This is a genomic window from Psychrobacter coccoides, from assembly GCF_017498085.1.
GTDB lineage: Bacteria > Pseudomonadota > Gammaproteobacteria > Pseudomonadales > Moraxellaceae > Psychrobacter > Psychrobacter coccoides.
Window position 1 is genome coordinate 19054 of record NZ_JAGBKM010000005.1, and the last position, 23675, is coordinate 42728.

The following is a 23675-nucleotide window of genomic DNA, read 5'->3' on the forward strand; positions in this document are numbered from 1 at the left end:
CGTGTTGGTTTTTGAATAAAAGCAACACCGCCAGTAGCTGCGGGGATAGCACTGATTGTTATAGTCAAGTTTGGCTCATGTTCTTTATTTTACGACTTATACCTACTGTCGTATCAGACACTTATCAAACCTATGGATGCAACTTTATATCAGTACTTATCGCCTAGTAGCGCATCGAGCGTACTAGATATTTATGATGAGGTACTAATGTGACAAAGGCATTTCTGCGCATCCTTTGCTACAACTAAAAAGTGCTGAAGACTTCCCTGCGTCGGTACTAACCGCATCAGGTTCGGCGGGTGATCTCTCAGCGAATGTACCAAGGCGAATACTTTAATAAAACAAGTTTAGTAAAGCGAGCCTTCAATACACCGCACCCCGAGTCTGTCAGTGTTGTGAGTTTTTATACTAACAAAGTTTGACGATGAAACCTAGGGCTCATCGATTAAAAACGGGTGAGAATACTAGGTCTCTGGTGTCCAGCCTTGCGGGCGCTCATAGTCTTCATTGTCCAAGAACTTGTTACGCTGCTCAGTTAGAAACTTTTTGGCCTCAGGGTCCATCATGCTCAGATGGTTCTCATTAATCAGCATGGTCTGTAGCTCAAGCCACTCTTGCCATGCTTTATCAGAGACGGTTTCTTGTAGTGCTTGTCCAGCTTTATTAGGAAAAGGTGGATGCGGCATCTTAGGCAAGTCTTGCTGATATTTTCGGCAAAAAACCGTATTGGCCTGCGGATTAAAGGTCTCAGTCATGTCAGTCTCCTTAATGATGTCAATACTGACTCATAAAAATATGTTTATCCGCCTATGATAGCGCTCTTAGTCAATTTAGCAAAGGCTATCGAGTATATACAAGGTAACAACCACCCTGATGACCGACATATTTAAATCACAACTGACCTAAATGCCAACACCCGCCTGAATAGCGGGTGTTGGTAAGTGATGGCTGATACGGATACGATTGTAAAGTAGCGCCTAAGCGAAGACTTTTAGACGCGCCCGGCCATTGACAACTGCTTGCTTGACCTGATTGGGTGCGGTGCCACCTAGGTGGTTACGTGCTGCAAGCGAACCTTCTAACGTCAAATAGTCAAACACATCATCACCAATTGCATCACTAAACTGTTGCAGCTGTGCCAACGACAAGTCGCTCAAATCAACCCCCTCTTCGATAGCTAGGGCAACTGCATTACCGACGACCTCATGAGCATCACGGAATGCGACACCGCTGCGCACCAGATAATCTGCCAAGTCAGTAGCCGTCGCATAGCCTTTCATCGTGGCGTCACGCATGGCATCGATATTTGGTGTGATATTAGGCAGCATATCAGCAAAGGCCAGTAAAGAGCCGGTCAAGGTGTCGACACAGTCAAATAGTGGCTCTTTGTCTTCTTGATTGTCTTTGTTGTAGGCCAGCGGCTGGTTTTTCATTAAGCTTAGTAGCGTCATCAACTGACCAAAGACACGGGCTGCTTTGCCACGTACCAGCTCTGGGACATCTGGATTTTTCTTTTGCGGCATTATTGATGAGCCAGTACAAAAACGATCTGGTATCTGAACAAAGTTAAATTGTGCTGACATCCACAAAATAATCTCTTCACTCATACGGGATAGATGCATCATAAGAATAGAAGCATTTGAGGTAAACTCAATAGCAAAGTCACGATCTGAGACGGCATCAAGTGAGTTTTGGCAGATGCCCTCGAAGCCTAACAGCTCAGCGGTGATGGTACGATCTATCGGAAAGGTGGTACCAGCGAGGGCAGCACTACCAAGGGGTAGCTGATTAATACGGCGGCGGGTATCGACCAGACGCTCGGTATCACGATAGAGCATCTCAAACCAAGCCATCACATGATGACCAAAGCTGACAGGCTGCGCTGTCTGTAAGTGGGTAAAGCCCGGCATAATGGTCGTGGTATGCTGCTCAGCCAGATCTAGTAGACCGCTCTGTAAACGTACCAATAGTGCAATGATATTATCCGTCTCTTCACGCAGCCATAGGCGAATATCAGTGGCCACCTGATCGTTACGACTGCGTCCTGTATGCAGTTTTTTACCGACAGCACCGACGATATCGGTCAGACGTGACTCGACGTTCATATGTACGTCTTCAAGTGTAATGGACCAGTTAAACTCGCCCGCCTCGATTTCACTGAGCACTTGCTGCAGTCCACTGATAATAGTATCAACTTCGTCGCTAGTTAAGATTTGGCACTGACCCAGCATAGTCGCATGGGCGATTGAGCCTTCGATATCATGGCGGGCAAAGCGCTGATCGAAACCAACCGAGGCGGTGAAAGCAGCAACGAAACTGTCTGTCGCTTCACTGAAGCGTCCGCCCCACATTTGCTGGCCTTGAGCGTTTGACGCGCTATTTTCTACAGCAGGGTTCGTTGTTGGGGCATCCGTGCTAGAATCAGAGGCATCAGACATTGTATTTGTTTCGAGGTGACTAGAGTTTGAAGAATTGGCGTTCATATTGGTATAAGACAAGTCAGGAGAATGAGAACTCAAGTATAGCAAAGGATGAGGTGGCCTTGCTAGCTGAGCGTTTAGAGTTTTTTGTCCCCAAACTCATGGAAACCATGAAGCTTTGGCAATGGCTGCTATATATCTTTTTTTGGTCGCTTTTTCTTACTGCGATGCAGCGCCACGGTCTAACAACTTGGCCAGACTTTTTGATTGGTTTTATCAGCCGGGTGCTACAAAACGTCTCATCGATTATCCCTGCGATATATCTCATTGATTATTTACGCCCTATCTTTAAGCGTATGAGCATCCCCATGGTGAGTATTTACATCTTATTGTTATTTACGATAAGCTCTGCAATTACGATGATTTTAGTCATGTTGGTCTTAATTAACGTGGGCTGGCTTGAGTATAACTACCAAGATTTTGTGTTAGAAGTCTTGTTTGATATGATGTTTGCTGGCGGCTTTACCTTGGTGTTTTTGATCTATTTTTTACAGCGTTATCGTGAGCTGGCGGCACTAAAACAATCGTTTGAAAATAAACTGACGGCGCAAAACTACTTAATCAAAGCACGCATTGCGCCGCATTTTTTATTTAATACCATCAATACTTTAACTTCGCTTATTGAGTCCGATCCCCCACGTGCTGCCAGTCTTTTGCAGCATGTCTCCGCCTTGTTTCGAGCCAGTTTCAATGGCCCACGTGAGATTAGTTTTGAGGAGGAGATCGCTTTATGTGAGCATTATCTGGCTATTGAGTCGAGCCGTCTGACGGACAAGCTGGTGGTCAACTGGACACTGCCTGATGATGATATTATGTATGATATGGTGATTACCGCCTTTACGCTGCAAAGTGTGCTCGAAAAAATGCTGCTGCATGTGGTTGAAATGGCCACTGAAGTTATCTATATCACGATTACAGTAAAGTGGCAGCACCATATTGTTGCCATCGATATTACTGTGCAATTACCCAGCAAAACTTTAATGATAACGCATGATCTGCGCCGGCAGTTAGATCTGTATGGACAAGCCAAGCGCCTTAAGACTCATTTTGGTGAAAGCTCAGAGATTCAAAGTACGGTAACGAGTGAGCAGATTACCACGGTTATCACCTATCCTTTATATGATGTTGGGCTATAAGTCCATTTTTTATTTTCCTGCCTATTACGCCATAAACCACTGATTTTATAACGATTACCCAGTGATATTTTGGGCGTTTATTGTTACTGGCACGCTTATTGCATCGCTTATGTAAGTAAGCGTTATAGTTCAGTGTTCTGATTTTAGATTACTCTTGAGTTTCGGCAGTAGAGATAAGATATGGTAAGGAGTATTGTATACCGCTTAGATGTCTAGGCTGCTAAACCTATATATAAACCAACCTAATAAAATAGGTGCGGTCTGTGGTTTTACTTTGAGTGTTTCATAAGTAACTTATCTGAAGATAACAGAGCGGCATTATTATAGTCCTAAAAAATTATAATGCTAAAAAACAATAACGATGAATCATGATATTAAGACAGCGTGAAAGTACTTAGAGAGGAGTTGACATGCGTATTGTAGTTTGTGACGATGAGCCACTCGCTCGTGAGCGTTTGGTCCGAATTGTACAAGAGTCAGGTTATGAAGTAGTCGCACAAGCTACCACTGGTGCAGAAGCTGTTACAGCGGTAAAACTGCAGCAACCTGATGTGATTTTGTTAGATATACGTATGCCAGAGATGGATGGTGTGCGCTGTGCCCATATACTCAATGAGCTTGAGCATCCACCCGCCATCATATTTGTGACGGCTTATGATCACTATGCTATTACGGCATTCAAAGCAAATGCCATTGGTTATTTATTAAAGCCTGCCAATAAAGATGAGCTGCTAGAGGCGTTGAGTAAAGCCAAAAACTTGAATGCCGCTCAGCTCAATCAAATCCGTAAGCTAGAAGACCCAGCCGCTCGGCCTATACGTGAGCATATCTCAGCACGTACGCACCGTGGTGTTGAGCTGATTAAACTAAAAGATATTTACTACTTTACTGCCGATCAAAAGTACGTCAAAGTCCGTCATAAAGATGGCGTCGTCTTGATCGATGAGACCTTGAAGGAGCTGGAAGAAGAGTTTGGCGATCGCCTGTTTCGAGTCCATCGCAACGCCATCATTAATCTTAGTTTCTTAGACTATCTTGAAACCATAGACTCTGGGCAATATCAGGTACGTTTTAAAGGGATTGATGAAGCACTGGCGGTGAGTCGTCGGCACTTACCATCGTTACGTGAAAAAATACAAAGTATGTAAGACAGTGCCTCTATAGTATGAGGTTATCAATAGCAAACTCTCTCGACCATATCATCATACCCTTATTTATGCTTAAATAGGGGTATTTTTTTGCGTCTTAAAAATGAGACGTCTGTCTTTATCAGCATATAAAAGATGTAAAGACAGTCAGCGCCATACAAACCAAATCGAATTCACTACTTTGAGGTCATTATGAGTAACACACAGCAACCTACTTTGAAGACACTAAATATCGCTACTCGTCAAAGTCCTCTTGCGCTATGGCAAGCAGAACACATTCGTGACCGACTCTTGGCGTTATACCCAGAAATGACCATTAACCTGTTAAAAATCGTCACTAAAGGTGATAAGATTTTGGACACACCATTGGCAAAGATTGGTGGCAAAGGGCTGTTTGTCAAAGAGCTTGAGCAAGCCATGTATGATAAAAAAGCAGATATTGCAGTGCACTCATTGAAGGATGTACCGATGCAACTGCCAGAAGGTCTTACCCTTGGGGTTTATTGCACCCGTGCGGCACCGACAGATGCGTTTGTCTCTAACACTTATGACAATATCGACGAGCTACCAAAAGGGGCTGTCGTTGGTACATCCAGCTTGCGCCGTCAATGCCAAATCAAAGCATACCGTCCAGATCTACAGATAAAAACCTTGCGGGGGAACGTAGGGACACGTCTAGGTAAGCTTGATGCCGGTGAATACGATGCTATCATTTTAGCGACGAGTGGGCTACAGCGTATCGAGCTTGATGAGCGCATTCGTGGTGAGCTGGATATCAATGTTTGCTTGCCAGCCGTGGGACAAGGGGCACTGGCGATTGAGCACCGTGAAGGCGATACTGACGTGCAGGCATTGCTAGCGCCACTAAATGATAATAGAGCACGTATTCGCCTGATCGCTGAGCGAGCGTTGAATCGTCATTTAGAAGGCGGCTGCCAAGTACCTATTGCCGCTTATGCTGTGCTGCATGCGGCTGATGCGACAGATTTTGCTAATGATGATGCTGGTGACCAGTTGTGGTTACGTGGCCGTGTTGGACAAGCGGATGGTAGCGAGCTGCTAAAAGCTGACAAGCGTATTGCGCTCACTGGTACGCAAGCTGAGCAAGAAGAGCAAGCCAACCAACTGGGTATCGATGTTGCTGAGCTGCTACTGGCTGATGGCGCCGGTGATATCTTGGCAGCAATCTACAACCCTTGAGAATCAGTCAATCATGATAGCTGACCTCATTAGTGTCGATAATACACTCGCTATCCTTTAACCCAGTGCCATTCGTAGGCCAGTTGTCATTAGGTCAGCGACATACATACGCAGGCTTTTTTAGAGTGGCACAAATAACACAATTTTTTGGGCAAAATATGTCTATGTCTAGCGCATCACTGTCTTCATTATCAGATCAGGCACCAACTGTGGTCATCAACACCCGCCCTACCGAGCGGGCGACGCCTTTGACGGAATATCTGCAGGCTGCTGGCTTGACAGTCGTTGAGATGCCGATGTTGACGCTGCGACTGCGTGAGAGCAGCGCTACTGATATCGATATCATGCGTCGTTGGTTTGCAGGCGACTATCAAGCGTTGGTCATCGTCAGTCCGACAGCGGCAGCCTCAGGCTTGGCAGTATGGCAAGCCTTGGTAAAAGAGCATCAGCAAACTGATGATAGACTGCCGGCAGCGCCTAGCCATATCATCGCAGTAGGAGAGGCCACGGCCTCAGTACTGCGAGACACCCAGCTGCAGCCTAACTATGAGGTCTTAAAGCCGATGATTGCCAATAACGAAGGCATGTTGGCTATGCCGGAGATTGAGCATTTGCAGGCTGGTGATAAGCTGCTGGTGTGGCGAGGACTGGGTGGACGGCGGCTATTGGCCAATACCTTAAAAGCGCGCGGTGTCCACATTGATAGTATCGCCTGGTATGAGCGAGTCTTACCTACTGATGCTATGCACAACTATCAACAGTGGCATCAGAACTTTATGACGAAAGCGCGTTCGCAGCAACCAAAGCCCGTGGTCATCGTGAGTAGTGGTACTGCTTTTGAGCATTGGATAGGCGTGGTGAAAGAAACACAAACCATGCAATCCGATCTAGGTCTACAGCAGGTTGAGGCTTTGAGTTTGTCTGATTTTAATTATGTAGTTTTGGGTGAGCGCTTGGCCACTATGATCGCTGAGCGCCAGCTTGATTATTGGCGGGTAGAGGACTTGGCACCTGCGACTATTTTAGACGCTATACAAAATGACGCCTTGTCGTCGTATTCGTAGATAAGATCAAATGAAGTATTTTTATTCGCTTCGTTTAGTTGATGCTATGCCCTCATCATTTTAACTTTCTATTCTAAGATTAAACGGCTCTCGTCAGGGAGCGGTTTGATGTATAGTCAGTTGAAAATAAAACTGTTACATAAATTTAAGCGCGCTACTGGTATAAATTTTACTTGCGTGCTGTTATCACAGAGGCTGCGCAAAATTCACCCCAGTAGCGCTATGTTCTTTTTAAAGTGCATTGACTATATCGATAACGGTGCTGTTCTATGTCAACCGAAAATGAATCCCCAGCTGATACGCTGTCTGCCCTTCAGCAGCGCCGTCAAGCGAGCGTTTTATTGCTACGTGTGCAATGGTTATTGATATTGCTCTTAATCATGGCTTTCGCTTGGCTATATATCGGCCAGCAGCGCTTTCAAAACCAAATGAATGAGCGCTTGCATAGCCATGAACAAGTGGTCAGCCGTTTAAATGAGATGGATGATCGTCTCTTTGCCATCAGTCAGCAAAGCCTACCTGAACCGAAACGGCAGGCGAGCAGTCAAGCACAAAACCAGCTGGATTTATTACGTATTCAGATACAAGCAGTCGATAGACTACTGGCTGACAACAATTACAGCGCTGCGATTGAGTTATTACAAGGCTTACGATGGCAGCTGTCGCAAAGCGGTAATCAGATGGCACCAGCGTTAACGACGATGATCAAACAAAGCCTGAATGAGGATATTGAGCGTCTACAGGCACAAAGCTCACAGCCGAGCCCGTGGCAGCTACAAAATATTGCTATACAGGATATCCAAACGTTTTTGCAGCGTATTGATGGTATTGGCCATACACACAGTGCTAACCAAACACAAAATACTGCTCGTATATCAACAGAGGACAGGGGAAACGCCGCCATAACCCGTCGCCAGATCACCATACACGAAGTGATTATGACCTTAAACTTGGCCATGCAAGCAAGTAATATGCACGAAAAAGAGCAGTTAGTGAGTTATTTACAGCAAGCCCGTAACCAGCTACAACCACTGAGTGCTAAGGAGTACAAGGCAGCGACATCTAACAGCACTGCTCATAGAAAGCACCAAACGCTAAAGGATGAGCGTGGCTCCAGCACAGAAGCACCAGAGACTATCAAAGATGTCATGGCTTGGCTTGATGAACTGATTGCTGATGCACCATCCCCCGCTCCTTTGTTGACCACACAGATGCTTGATAAACGGCAATAGTAATGAATACAGTAATTATGGACTGTGCGCCATCGCCCATCCATTATCACATAAGGGGACACATAAGGGGAGTCATGAATAATATGAATCAAATATCGAACCTGACAGCTCAGCCGTCATTTGAAAGTCGTCCTGAGTCGCTCGCTCAGTATCCAGTGATATATACTCAAGCCATACAATGGGGAGAAATGGATGCCTTTAACCATCTAAATAATGTGGTTTTTTATCGTTATGCAGAGTCAGCACGTATCGCTTATCTGCAACAGATTGGTGCCTTTGAGGGTAGTGTGACGATATTGGCACAGTCAAGCTGTCAATACCTACGTCCTGTGGTCTATCCTGATACGTTACTGATCGGGGTGCGGTGCCAGCGTCTTGGTACGACCAGCATCGTCATTGAGTACAGCTACTATAGCCTAGCGCAGCAAGCGACCGTTGCGGTCGCTGATGCGGTATTGGTGCGCTTTGCTAGTGATGGCAAACAAAAGAGGCCATGGACAGAAGATGAGCGCATGCAACTATTTGCCTTGGAGGCAGAGTTCGGTCACACACCTGAGTCGTGATATTAAGATCTGTTTGATTATTCAAATGTGCTACTGGTAGTCAGAAATAATCTAAACGCAGTTAAACGAAAAAAGGCACGCCAGTTAAATGAGCGTGCCTTTTCTGTATGTTTTAACTAGAGCGTGTCTTCATTCTGAAAATGGTCATAAAAATGCGATAAACTGCCGTCAGACAAGGAAAATAACGCCGATAGTAGCGGGGTATTAGCTTTGTGTTGGCGCATGAACAAAGTCAACGACATTTAAGTCAAAGCCCGATAGCGCATAGAACTTCATTGGTGAAGACAATAGGCGCATATCTCGTACCCCCAAATGGCGCAAAATCTGTGCACCGACACCAATACTGCGATACGGCTGCTGAGCAATCGTTGACTGTGACTCGTTGGCAGATGCCTTATCTAACGCATCACCCAAATCAATGGGCTGATGACTGCCAATCCATACCAGCACACCGCGCTCTGAAGCACTGATTTCTTCTAATGCTGCTTGTACGCTCCAACCACTGCGCCCAGTCATGTCGTTTTTGGCGGCAAACAAATCACGTAATGGATGGAAGCCGTGGACACGCACCGTACTGACGCCTTCACTCACGTCACCTTTGACTAAGGCGATATGAGTCTCATCTGCGCCAAACTCACGGAAACGATGTAGCGTGAAGGTGCCATGCTCTGTTTCAAAAGGGTGTGTGTCGATCTCCTCAACCGTCTGCTCGTTGGCGATACGATAGTTGATGAGATCAGCAATGGTGCCAATTTTTAGGTCGTGTTCTTTGGCAAATACCTCAAGGTCATCACGGCGTGCCATCGTGCCGTCTGCATTGATAATCTCGACAATCACGGCTGCTGGCTCAAGCCCCGCCAAACGGGCCAGATCACACCCCGCTTCGGTATGGCCAGCACGATGTAGGACACCGCCATTTTGAGCCATAATAGGGAAGATGTGTCCAGGTTGGACGATGTCTTCGGGTTTGGCTGCTGACGATACTGCTGCCTGTACGGTACGTGCACGATCTGCCGCAGAAATCCCCGTTGTGACACCTTCAGCCGCCTCAATAGATACGGTGAAGTTGGTACTGAATTTTGCCTCGTTGCGATCGGACATCAGCGGCAGGGCCAGCTGTTGGCAGCGTGCTTGCGATAGGGTCAAACAAACCAATCCACGGGCATGGGTAATCATAAAGTTGATGTCTTCGGGACGGACATGAGTCGCCGCCATGATGATATCACCTTCGTTTTCACGATCTTCATCATCCATTAAGATGACCATTTTGCCGGCACGGATGTCTTCGATAATCTCAGGAATAGTATTCAAGTTCATAAAAGTCTCTAATTTATTATTTATTGGCGGCTGTGCTCATATAGTGTGTAGCGTTCACAGTGAGGACAGGCGCTAATGAAAGTTAGGGAATAATCGATACTCATCTATTGTAACAGTAGATTTGAGTAACCGCTGCATAATGAATAAGATAAGCGTGTTTAATCTATTCAATCGTTACTAGCCGCCTGCTGCTGTAGCCACTGCATAAACTGCTTGCTGTGCTGTTCACGCTGATTATCAGCAAACTCATAAAAGCGGGTACCCGCTAGGTTATGAGGTAAATAGTTTTGCGGATAATAATGATTGGGATAATCATGAGGGTAGACATAGTTTGCCCCATAGCCTTGATCACGCATCAGCTTGGTCACACCATTACGCAGATGCAGCGGCACAGGTGAGGCGTCTTTTTCTGCTAGCGCCATGGCGGCATTGATGGCTTTGTAGGTGCTATTGCTTTTGGCACTCGTTGCCAGATACACCACCACTTGTCCTAAGATAATACGTGCCTCAGGCATACCGATGGACTGAACACTGCGCAGCGCCGCATCAGCGAGCAGTAGCGCATTGGGATTGGCATTGCCAATATCCTCACTGGCTAAGATGACCAAACGCCGAGCGATAAAATCAGCAGGCTCACCGCCCACCAGCATTCGAGCCATCCAATACAAGGCGGCATCAGGATCGGAGCCACGTACGGACTTGATCATCGCTGATACCATATCGTAGTGCTGCTCTCCTTCTTTGTCATAACGCACCAGTGCGGTTTGGGCTACCCGCCCGACCAGAGCGTCATCAATGACGATAGTCGGCTGCGTGGGATCTGCAGTTTGTACCGCCAACTCCAACAAATTTAGGGCTTTACGGGCATCGCCATGGGCCAATTGGCTGATGAAATCCTGTGCCCGTAACTCGATAGGTCGCTGCTTGAGCTGTGTATCTTGCGTAAGGGCGCGCTTCAGTACTGCAGCGATCTGCTCAGTGCTAAGTGGCTCTAAGCGATACACTTGGCAGCGTGACAGGAGGGCATTATTGACACTAAAGGAGGGGTTTTCGGTAGTCGCACCAATCAAGGTAATATCACCTGACTCGACTGCACCGAGTAGAGCATCTTGCTGCGCTTTATTAAAACGGTGAATCTCATCAATAAACACCACGGGCGACTCAAAGCTCAAGCCATCATTGCTGTCTAAGACTTCACGCAGCTGTTTGACGCCAGTATTGAGCGCAGATAACGCATGAAACGGCCTGCCCACAGCGTCAGCCAGTAGCATGGCGATGGTGGTCTTGCCGATACCGGCCTCCCCGTGCAAAATGATCGATGGTAAATGACTTTGATCGACCAAACGGCGCAGCGGTGCATCTGCTGCCAGCAAATGCGCTTGACCAATGATGGCATCAAGAGAGGTGGGGCGCATACGCTGAGCCAGTGGGGTATCAGCATGAAAGTTAGGGGACATAGGGTTCTCTATCTTGCTACTCTACTTTTGGGAAATGGTATCACATAAATGTATCGCTTATGTTTGAGGCGCTTTTATTTTATCTGAGACAACCTCATAAATAGAGAAGGTCCAGACGCTAACCGACGCTAAATAAGGAGACATTGGTCCATCATGATACGTGCATTCATAACCCAGTTATTGAGCCGAAAGCGCCAATTATCAAGACCAGACAAACCGCTATCACGGTATCTAAGCGCAGGTGAGATGGCGCTGGCACGTTCGGTCTTTGGCGATGACTTGCACTTGGATAGTGTGCAGCTAAAGACAGCATGGTGGGTGCTAAAAAACTATGCCGTAAGTCCTAATGGCAATATTTATTTCAATCGGGCAGATTGGATAGAAGACTTCAGCCAAGCCTCTATCAGTAAGCAAAGCTGGCTCATACATGAGTTGACTCATGTCTGGCAGCGCCAACAGGGTCTGAAGGTGGTGCGTAGGGCGCTCATCAATCGCCGCTACGATTATGATTTAATCATCGGCAAGTCGTTTTTTAAATACGGTATAGAGCAGCAAGCACGCATGGTAGAGGATTACTTTTTACAGCGTCATCTTGGACGAGATTGTCAGGCATTTGAAACCTGCATCCCGTTTTTAGTAGCGTCTGATCATAGGAGTAGCCTCCTCAGTCGCAGCGCCAGTTAGAGTCTGAATGGATAACTATAGTCAATTCAAAATAAAATCGATATGCTGATATTACCAGTGCTACTGGTATCAGTTTTATCTAGAGCACAGACGGATCGTTCAAAGTTTACTATTTAGATTAACGCTAAGACAGGCTATGCTAAATAACGCCTTTACTCTCAGTATGTATCAACTCATCATCAAATATTCATCTATAATAAAATAAAACGGCTCTCTGGGCTTATAACAAAGGAATGGTACCCTCATGTTGAATTTTTTTACGACACAGTCTGATACCCGGCCGCAAGCAACTATTATAGATAACGGTAAAGCAGCTACACATCCACGCTATACTGCCAAGTTACTAGCCTCCGCACTTGTAGGCGCACTACTACTGATTGGGTGTCAGCAGCCCTCAGAGCCAGTGCCCTTAGATGAAGACAGTCAAGCCAGTACGCCAGCCGATGTTGAAGCCTCTAAGCCTGTGCCCATCAGTGACTCAGCTGCCGCACGCATCGAGCAGTTTCAACCTTTATATGTGGCGCAGATGCAAGGGCTGCAGCGGCGTCTGCAAGCAGAGTATGAGTCACTACAGGCTGCAGACGCTCCCGCTAGTGACAATAGCTTATTGGTGACGGGAACACCTGAACCTGAAGGAGCGACTGACACTCAGTCCAATGCTGCCAGTCAAGCTGGTCGCACCGCTGCACCGGAGACTACTGAACAAGCGAATGAAGTAGCTGCAGCAGACGCCATAGAGACAGAGATCAACACCAGTACTGAAGTTGGTGAGCGTGACTTAGAAGTACTGAAGCGCATCAGTCTTGAGCCAAGAGAGCCTGAGATACTGACGCAAGCGCAGCTTGTTGAGCATTACCAACAAGCCATGCAAGCCCTATATCAGCCGGCAACTACTGCGCTTAGCGCACAAGATATAGATACCTTACTCAATATCGCTGCTTTATCACCGCAACTGTTTGAGCATACGGAGATCGCTCAGCGACTCAGCACAAAAAGCCCGGCATTGGCTCGTATCATCGTCCAGCATCAAGTCTGGAAGCAGATAGAGGCGCAGCATGTACAGGATATGCAGCAAATGCAGTTGGCGCAGCAACAAGAGTTTGAGACCTTGATGGCGAAGTTTAATGACACTATTAAGGGTTATGATGCTCAAATTGCCAAATACGAGCGCTTACTAAAAGAGTTTCAGGACTAAAAGAGTCTTAGAGATATAGTCGACCCTAAGTAAAGTGAATATATTTTGCCATGTGCTGTTGGGATGAATTTTACGCAGCATCGAAAAGTGACGAGGTCACACAGCAAGCAAGGAAAATTTATACCAACAGTACTACATCATTTTTAAAGTGTCTTATAGTTCGAGAGCAAGTCTTTCTTCCGTAAAAAAATCCCGCACAATGGCGGGATTTTTATCATTTTAGTATCTAATATTTGCTCAACATTACTTACGGTCTTCGACTTCTACGAAGTCACGCTTGGTCTCGCCCGTGTACAACTGACGTGGACGACCGATTTTGAACGGTGCGCTATGCATTTCTAACCAATGGCTGATCCAACCAGAGGTACGAGCCAATGAGAAAATCACAGTAAACATTGACGTTGGAATACCAATGGCTTTTAAGATAATGCCAGAGTAGAAGTCAACGTTTGGATACAGGTTACGCTCGATGAAGTACGGGTCTTCAAGAGCAATCTTCTCAAGCTTCATGGCCAGTTCAAGCTTAGGATCGTCGATACCTAGGGCGTCTAATACTTCATCAGAGGCTTGCTTAAGTACCTGTGCACGTGGGTCGAAGTTTTTGTACACACGGTGACCAAAGCCCATGAGCTTCACTTCACGACGTTTTACTTTTTCCATAAACTCATCGACGTTTTCGACCGTACCGATCTCATCTAGCATCTCTAGGACAGCTTCGTTGGCGCCGCCATGTGATGGGCCCCACAGTGCAGCGATACCAGCAGCGATACACGCATATGGGTTTGCGCCAGTAGAGCCTGCCAGACGTACAGTAGACGTCGAGGCGTTTTGCTCGTGGTCAGCATGTAAGGTAAAGATCTTGTCCATCGCTTTGGCAAGTACAGGGTTTACTTTGTAATCAACATCTGCAGGGGTGGCAAACATCATGTACAGGAAGTTTTCTGCATAGCTAAAGTCATTACGTGGATACATAAACGGTTCGCCTTGCGAGTATTTATAACTCATCGCAGCAAGCGTTGGCATCTTAGCAATCAGACGAATGGCAGTGATTTCACGGTGCTTTTCATTACTGATGTCTAGGTCTTCGTGATAAAACGCAGATAGCGCACCGACCACACCGACCATGATCGCCATTGGATGCGCATCACGGCGGAAGCCTTCAAAAAACTTACGCAGTTGATCATGGACACCGGTATGCTTACGAATCTTTTCAAAGAAATCTTCTTTTTGTTCTTTGTTTGGAAGCTCTCCATGAATCAGGGCGTAAGCCACTTCTAGATACTCAGCGTTATTGGCCAATTGGTCAATAGGGTAGCCACGGTGTAATAGCTCGCCTTCGCCGCCGTTGATAAAGGTGATTTTTGACTCAACAGGAGCCGTTACCTTAAACCCTGGGTCATAAGCCCAGTAACCAGCTTCTTGTAGCGCTGCTACATCAATAACCGACTGTCCTAAAGTACCGTTAATAATAGGAAGTTGGTATTCCTTACCATCTACTGTAAGTGTGGCTTCATTGTTTGACTTAATGTTGTCAGCCATAATTTCCTCTCCGTTGGTCTTAGCATGTTAAATAAAAAAATAATAACGACACATACCCTCGTATCGTTACTTAAGAAGTCGTAAATAAAGAACTAGATAATACAAATTTAGTTGGCTCAGTAGTCTATAGTCGATACTAAATAAAATAGAGACACCACATTCATGCGCTAGACTGATGCAAGTTTTTTGACGTGCTGTGCTTGCGCCGCTCGATGCTACAAAAAATTTATTCCAGTCTTGCTGTATGCTTTTTATACTGACCTGACTATAGCTATGTTACCAGTAAATAAGCATACTTTGAAAAAACTTTTATCGCCAATCCTGCTAAGTTGTAGGCTTTAAAGGCGTTTGTCTGCAGTAATATTTGTATCAAAATATGTCTATGCGCTTATTTGTTAGAAATATCGCCATTCTTGGTTATTCACTTTGTGGCCGCCAGCTCGCCAAAAAAGCGCTATTTTTTGTCTGTTATTAGTAGCCACGTTTTTATTTATTTGAGCAAAAACAGGCCGTATATGAGCGACAAAGAAATAAAGTCCGGTTTATAGAGACTTTTGTCAGGGCAACTGACCAGCAATTATATTACGCCTATCTGACTCTTTGTAAGAATAACGCTAATAATCACTATTTAAGGGATAAATTTGTAATTGTCAGTCAGTCATTTTATAATTAGAAATATTTGACTGACACTAATGCCACTATATATCCATTAATCTTCTAATAAAGCCGCCTGATAAAAGCCCTGCCAAGAGACATCGGCGAGGCTGCTATTTTGTGACAGCTACTTGGGGTTTATAGGAGATTAAGGAATAAGTTGTAATCTAAACAATAGTTTATGACTTGAATGTTGTTGTTATTTGTTCTATTTTTAGAGAGATATTGGTTTTGGTTTGCTAGGACAGCCATTGGCTTTAGGTTTATGGCTAGTCAGATGCTAATCAAAGCCGTGGTTACTTATAAAGATAACATTGCGATGTTATCTTTTTTATCGATGGATTAGAAATAGACCAGTTAACAATACTCAACAATCGACTGTGCTGTTGGCGGTAGAGCCAAAGCATGATGATTGTGTTTATTAGCGCTATATTCATCATTGCTGGGTTTATCACAGCGAGGTTTGTCTCATAGCGCTCAATGAGCAGATGTGATAGAGCAGTATGACACGCTTTTTGTAACAGATAGACACAGTATCCGATAGATATCGTACAAACCAGCGATCGTTGATAGTCATAATGATACGTAGTAGGACCTTAGCGAAGTCAGCTAGCTCTTCCTTACTTTATTCGTCTCGTGTGTTGCTAAGTGGGCACTAACTTTTTTCAGTTGCACTGAACGCCCATAGCAGATACAGGAGTATAACCGCAAAAAGGATGCCCGCTGTGAAAAGCAACCGACCCATTAACTTGCCTTTAAGCCAAGTAATTAGCGTTAATAGTTCACCGATAGCCAGAGCCTCGATTTTACATCGTATCTCAGGAATTGTTCTTTTTTTACTGATTCCAGTGATGCTTTGGCTTTTACAAACCTCTTTAGCGTCTCCGCAAGATTTTGCCGCTGTCTTTGATAACGTGCTTGTGCGTTTTGTTGCGTGGATTTTTGTCGCAGCGACTGCCTACCATTTTGTAATGGGCATTAAGCACTTATTTGCTGACATGGGCTTCAACGAAGAGCTACAATCAGGTAAGACAGCGTCAATTGTGAGCTTTGTTATAGCTGCTATATTGATTGTACTGTCATTTATATGGGTGATGTTCTAATGATTAAAAACGATACAGGAATTAAGAGCGCAACTGGTCTAACCGGCTCAGGCTCGCGCGATTGGGTGATGCAGCGTATCAGTGCTGTGGTATTGGCAGTATACTCTGTCGTTTTGGTAGGCTTTTTTGTATTCAACGGTGAGTTGAATTACGAGCAGTGGGTGGGCTTTATTACCAGCTTACCGATGCGCCTACTGAGCTTAGTTGCCATCATTGCTTTAGCGGCTCACGCTTGGGTGGGGATGTGGACGGTGTTGACGGATTATGTCAAAACCTCTGGACTACGCCTTGCGCTACAAGCAGCAATGATTATCGCAATCTTAGTATATTTATTTTGGGGCATCATGATTTTTTGGGGTAGTGGCTTCGGTGTCGTTGCCGTTTAATCCACTGTTAGAAATGATGACTAGACACATTTTAGTAAGTGGCTGAAGAGTGAGGCAGGTGTGATACAGGTGCATGACATCCTGAGCGCCTTATCCAAATACAATCTTTATTCGAATAATTTCAATATAGATTGATGACTGACTCTTTATATTTACTTCCCAAGCATTTACAGGCATTAGGAAAATCGTAATGGCAACAAGACAAGATAATACCATTAGTAATATCAAAACCCTCAACTATGACGCTGTCATCGTTGGTGGTGGTGGGTCAGGTATGCGTGCCTCCCTACAACTGGCCGAATCCGGTATGAAGGTTGCGGTTATCACCAAAGTATTCCCAACCCGCTCACATACGGTTGCCGCTCAAGGTGGTATCGGTGCAAGCCTTGGTAATATGAGTAATGACAACTGGCATTTCCACTTTTATGACACTGTCAAAGGGTCAGACTGGTTGGGTGACCAAGACGCTATCGAGTACATGTGCCGTGAAGCACCAAAAGTGGTGTATGAGCTTGAACACATGGGCATGCCGTTTGACCGTAACGAAGATGGCACGATTTATCAGCGTCCATTTGGTGGTCATACCTCAAACTATGGCGAAAAAGCAGTACAGCGTGCCTGTGCCGCTGCTGACCGTACAGGTCATGCGCTACTACATACGCTCTATCAAAAGAACTTACAGCTGGGGGCTGAGTTCTTTATCGAGTGGATTGCACTGGACTTGATTAAAGATGAAGACGGCAATATCAACGGTGTCATCGCTATCGAGCAAGAGACAGGCACAGTAGCGGTATTCCAAGCGCCAGCGACGGTATTGGCGACAGGTGGTGCAGGTCGTATCTTCTCCGCTTCTACCAACGCTTATATCAATACGGGCGACGGTCTTGGTATGGCCGTTCGTGCTGGCGTCCCCCTACAGGATATGGAATTCTGGCAGTTCCACCCGACCGGCGTACATGGCGCTGGCGTGCTACTGACCGAAGGTTGTCGTGGTGAAGGCGCTATCTTGCGTAACAAAGACGGCGAAGCCTTTATGGAGCGTTATGCGCCAACGGTAAAAGACTTGGCCCCACGTGACTTGGTATCGCGCTCTATGGACCAAGAGATCAAAGAAGGCCGTGGTTGTGGCCCCAACGCTGATCATATCGTCATGGACATGACCCACTTAGGGGTCGATACCATCATGAAGCGTTTGCCATCTGTCTTTGAGATTGGTAAAAACTTTGCCAACGTCGACATTACTAAAGAGCCGATTCCGGTTATCCCAACCATTCACTATATGATGGGCGGGATTCCAACGACTATTAATGGTCAAGTGATTGTGCCCGATCTCGATGGTGAAGTAGACGAAGAAGGCCTGTATACTGAAGGCAAGCTGGTCAAAGGCTTGTACGCTATTGGCGAATGTGCTTGTGTGAGTGTACACGGTGCCAACCGCTTGGGTACCAACTCTCTACTGGACTTGGTCGTCTTTGGCCGTGCTGCAGGTAAGCATATCGTTGAAGAGTACTATCACGCAGACAATACTTATAAGCCAATCAACCCAAGAGTATTGGATTACACTTTAAGCCGTCTAAACAAGCTACAAGAGTCAACTGATGGCTATAATGCTCAAGACGTCGCTGATGAGATTCGTGCTACCATGCAATCACACGCCAGTGTATTCCGTACTCAGGCGATGATGGATGAAGGTGTCGAAAAGATTTTGGCACTAGGCGAAAAAGTCGACAAGATTCATCTTGGTGATAAGTCACAAGTGTTTAACACGGCACGTATTGAAGCGCTAGAAGTGGCCAACCTTTATGAAGTGGCAAAAGCAACGATGCTGTCAGCAGCAAATCGTCACGAATGCCGCGGTGCACATACGGTGCTTGATTATGAGCGTCCAGAGGATGATCCAGTCGCACCAAACGGTCGTAATGACAATGAATGGATGAAGCACACCGTTTGGTATGCTGAAGATAACAAAATTATCTACAAGCCAGTTCGTAAAGTGCCGCTCACTGTGGATTATGTTGAGCCAAAAGTGCGTGTTTACTAATCGTTTTTTCAGACACGTTTAACTGTGGTTTGAGTGACGATTTTCGAATTTAATTTTTGATTTTGTAAGGCCGGTTGTTTGTTTAGTGGTTATTTAGTTTGTAAGTGTCTAGATTTTTAGACAACCGAGCCTTACACCGCGTGGAGTTAGCACTATGAGTCGAGGTACTCGCACCATTGAGATATATCGCTACGATCCTGATAAGGACGCAGCCCCATACATGCAAACATTTACGATTGAGCTGTTAGACTCAGACCGTATGTTGCTTGACGTTTTATTGCGCTTAAAAAAGCAAGATGAAACCATCACCTTTAGACGCTCTTGCCGTGAAGGCATCTGTGGCTCTGACGGTGTCAATATCAACGGTAAAAACGGTCTGGCTTGTTTGATCAATATGAATACGCTACCAGAAAAAGTAACCGTACGTCCGCTACCTGGGCTACCGGTTGTCCGTGATCTGGTCGTGGATATGAACCAGTTTTATGAGCAGTACGAAAAGGTACACCCGTTTTTGATCAATGATCAGCCAGCACCGCCAACAGAGCGTTTGCAGTCACCTGAGCAACGTGAGCAACTAAACGGTCTATACGAGTGTATTCTATGCGCTTGCTGTTCGACCAGTTGCCCGTCGTTTTGGTGGAACCCGGATAAGTTCCTAGGTCCATCAGCGCTACTGCATGCTTATCGTTTTGTAGCAGACAGCCGTGACAACGATACCCAAGCTCGTTTGGCCCGTTTGGATGATCCATTTAGCCTGTTCCGTTGCCGTGGTATCATGAACTGCGTGTCCGTGTGTCCAAAAGGTCTCAACCCAACTCGAGCGATTGGTCATCTGCGTAACTTGTTGATCGATCAAGCAGGCTAAGATCAGTAAGTTAATAACTGATTGCTAAGTCGCTTCAGCTGAATACAAAAACACCGTCAGATCATTCTGGCGGTTTTTTTATGACTTTAAAAAGACGCTGATGAGGCAAGCTTTGGCTACCACAGCTCACCGTCTCTAAATTTTTAGTGGTCATGATTGTTTTTAGCGGTCATGACTATATTTCATGATTTGCGACAACAGCGTATAAATTTTCACAAAACTGTAGCAGTAGCTACTAAGTTGTAATAAAAATACGTTGGTAAAAATGTTATGATATGCCTATTCAGTTTCTGCATTATTTATCATCTCTGTGTAGCAGTTTTAGATGGTGAGATATATAGCTGTGAGAAATTAAGATGATAATGAGTATTTATTAGGTAAATACTTAGTATTGAAGAAACAAACTATCTGAGGTAATTTAGGCATGTTACCCTAGATAGCAATGTATGCTAGGCGTCAGAAGCAGCTCATTGGTTATGGCTCACTTCAGTATATATAATTTAATTTTCTGAAACGAGCCAATAAACGACACCAGACGTTCACAAATAATGAAAATTTGCTGGATTTCTGGTATTGACATCAGCAACTTATCATAAGCTCAGCATTTATGAGGTTTATTGTGAGTTGTCTGCGCCATAACATAAAACAGATTACAAAATTATAAGCACGATTCCATTCATTTATCTATCAAATAGACGATTATTATGAATAGTATAACTAAAGAAACAGCAGGCGCACCGCATTCAGAGCTTGGCGCTGATAACGCCCATTATATCGAAGCCCTCTACGAGCAGTATCTGACAGATCCAGATAGCGTCGATACGGATTGGCAGCGTTATTTTGAACAGTACAAATCTTCTAACGATGCCAAGCACAACGACATTAAAGACCAGTTTTTACTGTTGGCCCGTAACCAAACGGCTAATAGAGGCGGCGTGGCGATCGACCCTGCCAACTGTGCGGATCCCAAACAGATGGCGGTACAGCAGCTGATCTCAGCTTACCGTCGCCGTGGTCATCGCCGGGCCCAGCTTGATCCATTAAATCTACATCCACGTGCAGAAGTAGAGGACTTAACCCTCGCTTATCACGGCCTATCTGAAGCCGATCTCGATACGGTATATCCGACGAGCGATCTGAGTATTGGCAAGAGTGAAGCGCCGCTGCGTGAGATTATCGAGATTATGGAGCGTGTTTACTGCCGTAATATCGGTGTAGAGTATATGCACGTGACCACCAGTACCGAAAAGCGCTGGATGGAAAAATACCTTGAAAGCAACTTGGGCTATATCGAGTTTGATAAAGAAAAACGCTTGTCTATCCTTGAGCGTTTAACCGCTGCGGAAGGGTTAGAGAAGTATCTTGCCCGTAAATACACAGGTGTGAAGCGCTTTGGCCTCGAAGGCGGTGAGAGCTTTATTCCTGCAGTCAATGAGATCATCCAGCGTGCAGGCAGCTACGGCACCAAAGAAATGGTGATCGGGATGGCGCACCGTGGACGTCTAAACGTACTGGTCAATATCTTGGGTAAAAACCCAGCTGACTTGTTTGATGAGTTTGATGGTAAGGTGCAGCCAGAAAAAGGCTCAGGTGACGTGAAGTACCACAGCGGTTTTTCTTCTAACGTCATGACGCCAGGTGGTGAGGCGCATTTGGCCTTGGCCTTTAACCCCTCACACCTTGAGATTGTCGCACCCGTACTTCAAGGCTCTGTACGTGCACGTCAAGTGCGCCGTAATGATCAGCCTGGACGCAGCGATAAAGATGGTAACTCAGTACTGCCCATCGTCGTTCATGGTGATGCTGCGTTTGCCGGTCAAGGCGTGGTACAAGAGACGTTCCAAATGTCACAAACTCGTGGCTATACCACGGGCGGTACAGTACACATCGTCATCAACAACCAAGTTGGTTTTACCACCAGCCGTCAAGAAGACTTGCGCTCGACAGAGTACTGTACTGATGTGGCAAAAATGGTGCATGCGCCTATCTTGCATGTCAATGGTGACGACCCTGAGTCTGTGGTATTTGCCGCTCAGTTGGCTTTAGACTACCGTCATGAGTTTGATAAAGACATCGTCATTGACTTATTCTGCTACCGCCGCAACGGCCATAACGAAGCCGACGAGCCGTCAGCCACTCAGCCATTGATGTACTCAGTGATCAAAAAGCTGCCGACTACGCGTACGCTCTATGCCAAGCAGTTGATCGAAAAAGGCGTTATCAGTAGTGAAGAAGAAAAACAGTACGAAGATCAGTATCGTGAGTCGCTTGATCGTGGTGATTATGTCGTCAACTCACTGGTCAGTGATCCAGACGAGGCGCTGTTTGTAGACTGGACGCCATATATCGGCCATGACTTGATCGATGATTGGGATACTGGTGTCGATATCGAAAAGCTAAAAGAATACGGTCGCCGTATGGCACAGATGCCAGAAGGCTACAAGCTACAGCGCCAAGTACAAAAAGTCGTCGAGCAGCGCCTAGCGATGCAGACAGGCGGAGAGCCTCTAAACTGGGGTGCTGCTGAGACCTTGGCTTATGCCAGCTTGGTCGATAATGACCAGACTTTGGTACGTATCACAGGTGAAGACGTTGGCCGTGGTACCTTCTCCCATCGTCATAGCGAAATCTATAATATGAACGATGGCAGCATGTATGTGCCCTTGTCTCATATCAGTGAAAAACAAGCCCGCTTTGCCACTTATAACTCGCTACTGTCAGAAGAAGCGGTGCTGGCGTTTGAGTACGGCTATGCGACCACGGTGCCCAATGCGCTGATCATTTGGGAAGCACAGTTTGGTGACTTCGTTAACGGTGCACAGGTGGTCATCGACCAGTTTATCTCTAGTGGTGAGACCAAGTGGCAGCGTGTCTGTGGTCTGACGATGTTATTGCCACATGGCTTTGAAGGTCAAGGCCCTGAGCACTCTTCAGCCCGTTTGGAGCGTTTCTTACAGCTGTGTGCTGAAGACAACATGCAAGTGATCACCCCGACGACACCGGCACAGATATTCCATGCGCTACGTCGTCAAGCGGTACGCCCAAGTCGTGTGCCACTGGTAGTGATGTCACCGAAGAGTCTACTGCGCCATAAGCTGGCAACCTCACAGCTAGAAGAGCTGGCGAATGGTAAGTTTGAAACGGTATTGCCAGAGGTCGATCAGCAGCAGGCAGACAAGGTTACTCGCTTGGTACTCTGTGGTGGTAAGGTCTACTATGATCTACTCGAGCAGCGCCGTGCTCTAGGTATTGAGGATATTGCTATCGTACGTATTGAGCAGCTCTACCCACTACCCGAAGAGCGTTTGATTGCTGAAATCGAAAAATACAGCAACCTACAAGAGATCGTCTGGACACAAGAAGAGCCATTGAACCAAGGTGCTTGGTACTACTTAGCGCCGCATATGTTCCGTATCGTCGTGCCGCACCCAACCAGAGCGAAAGTGATGGAGCCAGTAGCACGTCCGCCAAGTGCAGCACCGGCGACAGGCTCACCGAAATTGCACGCACAACAGCAACAAACTCTGATCGCCGAAAGCTTAGGTGTCAGCGTCGATGAGCTCGCAAAGTAAAGTAACTGTGTTTGATATTGGGGTTTGATACTGGGTGCT

General features: G+C 46.0%; 18 protein-coding genes and 1 riboswitch. Of the genes, 13 read left to right on the forward strand and 5 right to left on the reverse strand.

Going from position 1 to position 23675, the window contains the following annotated elements:
* Positions 1-246: 246 nt before the first annotated feature.
* Positions 247-391: riboswitch (TPP riboswitch) on the reverse strand.
* Positions 392-464: 73 nt separating this feature from the next.
* Both J3492_RS04095 and argH read right to left on the reverse strand, forming a co-directional pair.
* Complete coding sequence (locus J3492_RS04095) at positions 465-755, reverse strand: oxidative damage protection protein (protein WP_207990183.1); 291 nt, start codon at positions 753-755, stop codon at positions 465-467.
* A gap of 222 nt (positions 756-977) precedes the next feature.
* On the reverse strand, positions 978-2351 hold the full coding sequence (argH, locus tag J3492_RS04100; protein WP_207990382.1) for an argininosuccinate lyase: 1374 nt from the start codon (positions 2349-2351) through the stop codon (positions 978-980).
* 185 nt (positions 2352-2536) lie between these two features.
* Here argH and J3492_RS04105 point away from each other — a divergent pair, with 185 nt between their 5' ends.
* From J3492_RS04105 to J3492_RS04130, 6 genes are all read left to right on the forward strand, one after another.
* Positions 2537-3616, forward strand: a complete 1080-nt coding sequence (locus J3492_RS04105; protein ID WP_341534081.1) for a histidine kinase — start codon at positions 2537-2539, stop codon at positions 3614-3616.
* Positions 3617-4026: 410 nt separating this feature from the next.
* Positions 4027-4764, forward strand: a complete 738-nt coding sequence (locus J3492_RS04110; protein WP_207990188.1) for a LytR/AlgR family response regulator transcription factor — start codon at positions 4027-4029, stop codon at positions 4762-4764.
* Between the two features lie 192 nt (positions 4765-4956).
* Positions 4957-5964 (forward strand): hydroxymethylbilane synthase, encoded by a 1008-nt coding sequence (gene hemC / locus J3492_RS04115; protein ID WP_207990190.1) that lies wholly within the window; start codon positions 4957-4959, stop codon positions 5962-5964.
* 158 nt (positions 5965-6122) lie between these two features.
* A complete protein-coding gene (locus tag J3492_RS04120) occupies positions 6123-7028 on the forward strand; it encodes a uroporphyrinogen-III synthase (RefSeq protein WP_207990192.1) in 906 nt (301 codons plus the stop codon).
* Positions 7029-7297: 269 nt separating this feature from the next.
* The gene (locus tag J3492_RS04125; protein WP_207990194.1) at positions 7298-8260 is read left to right on the forward strand and encodes a hypothetical protein; all 963 of its coding nucleotides are present in this window, start codon (positions 7298-7300) and stop codon (positions 8258-8260) included.
* 83 nt (positions 8261-8343) lie between these two features.
* A complete protein-coding gene (locus J3492_RS04130) occupies positions 8344-8823 on the forward strand; it encodes an acyl-CoA thioesterase (protein WP_207990384.1) in 480 nt (159 codons plus the stop codon).
* A gap of 204 nt (positions 8824-9027) precedes the next feature.
* Here the strand turns inward: J3492_RS04130 and ribBA are convergent, their stop codons facing one another.
* The gene (gene ribBA / locus J3492_RS04135; protein WP_207990196.1) at positions 9028-10140 is read right to left on the reverse strand and encodes a bifunctional 3,4-dihydroxy-2-butanone-4-phosphate synthase/GTP cyclohydrolase II; all 1113 of its coding nucleotides are present in this window, start codon (positions 10138-10140) and stop codon (positions 9028-9030) included.
* 167 nt (positions 10141-10307) lie between these two features.
* A complete protein-coding gene (locus J3492_RS04140; protein ID WP_207990199.1) occupies positions 10308-11597 on the reverse strand; it encodes a replication-associated recombination protein A in 1290 nt (429 codons plus the stop codon).
* A gap of 153 nt (positions 11598-11750) precedes the next feature.
* Between J3492_RS04140 and J3492_RS04145 the strand changes: the two genes are divergently transcribed.
* Together J3492_RS04145 and J3492_RS04150 are read left to right on the forward strand one after the other, a co-directional pair.
* Complete coding sequence (locus J3492_RS04145) at positions 11751-12281, forward strand: type IV secretion protein Rhs (RefSeq protein ID WP_243453094.1); 531 nt, start codon at positions 11751-11753, stop codon at positions 12279-12281.
* A gap of 244 nt (positions 12282-12525) precedes the next feature.
* Positions 12526-13476, forward strand: a complete 951-nt coding sequence (locus tag J3492_RS04150; RefSeq protein ID WP_207990201.1) for a hypothetical protein — start codon at positions 12526-12528, stop codon at positions 13474-13476.
* Positions 13477-13719: 243 nt separating this feature from the next.
* On the opposite strand, the gene gltA is transcribed toward J3492_RS04150, so the two are convergent.
* Positions 13720-15015, reverse strand: coding sequence for a citrate synthase (gene gltA, locus J3492_RS04155; protein ID WP_207990202.1), 1296 nt, complete (start codon positions 15013-15015; stop codon positions 13720-13722).
* Between the two features lie 1370 nt (positions 15016-16385).
* Here gltA and sdhC point away from each other — a divergent pair.
* The 5 genes from sdhC (at position 16386) to J3492_RS04180 (ending at position 23636) form a co-directional block, all read left to right on the forward strand.
* Positions 16386-16772 (forward strand): succinate dehydrogenase, cytochrome b556 subunit, encoded by a 387-nt coding sequence (gene sdhC, locus J3492_RS04160; protein WP_207990204.1) that lies wholly within the window; start codon positions 16386-16388, stop codon positions 16770-16772.
* Positions 16773-16792: 20 nt separating this feature from the next.
* Positions 16793-17158 (forward strand): succinate dehydrogenase, hydrophobic membrane anchor protein, encoded by a 366-nt coding sequence (gene sdhD, locus J3492_RS04165; protein WP_207990388.1) that lies wholly within the window; start codon positions 16793-16795, stop codon positions 17156-17158.
* A 190-nt stretch (positions 17159-17348) separates the two neighbouring features.
* Positions 17349-19199 (forward strand): succinate dehydrogenase flavoprotein subunit, encoded by a 1851-nt coding sequence (gene sdhA / locus J3492_RS04170; RefSeq protein WP_207990206.1) that lies wholly within the window; start codon positions 17349-17351, stop codon positions 19197-19199.
* Between the two features lie 154 nt (positions 19200-19353).
* Entirely contained in the window at positions 19354-20064 is a 711-nt protein-coding gene (locus J3492_RS04175; RefSeq protein ID WP_207990208.1) for a succinate dehydrogenase iron-sulfur subunit, read from the forward strand.
* A 704-nt stretch (positions 20065-20768) separates the two neighbouring features.
* Complete coding sequence (locus J3492_RS04180; RefSeq protein WP_207990210.1) at positions 20769-23636, forward strand: 2-oxoglutarate dehydrogenase E1 component; 2868 nt, start codon at positions 20769-20771, stop codon at positions 23634-23636.
* Positions 23637-23675 lie beyond the last annotated feature (39 nt).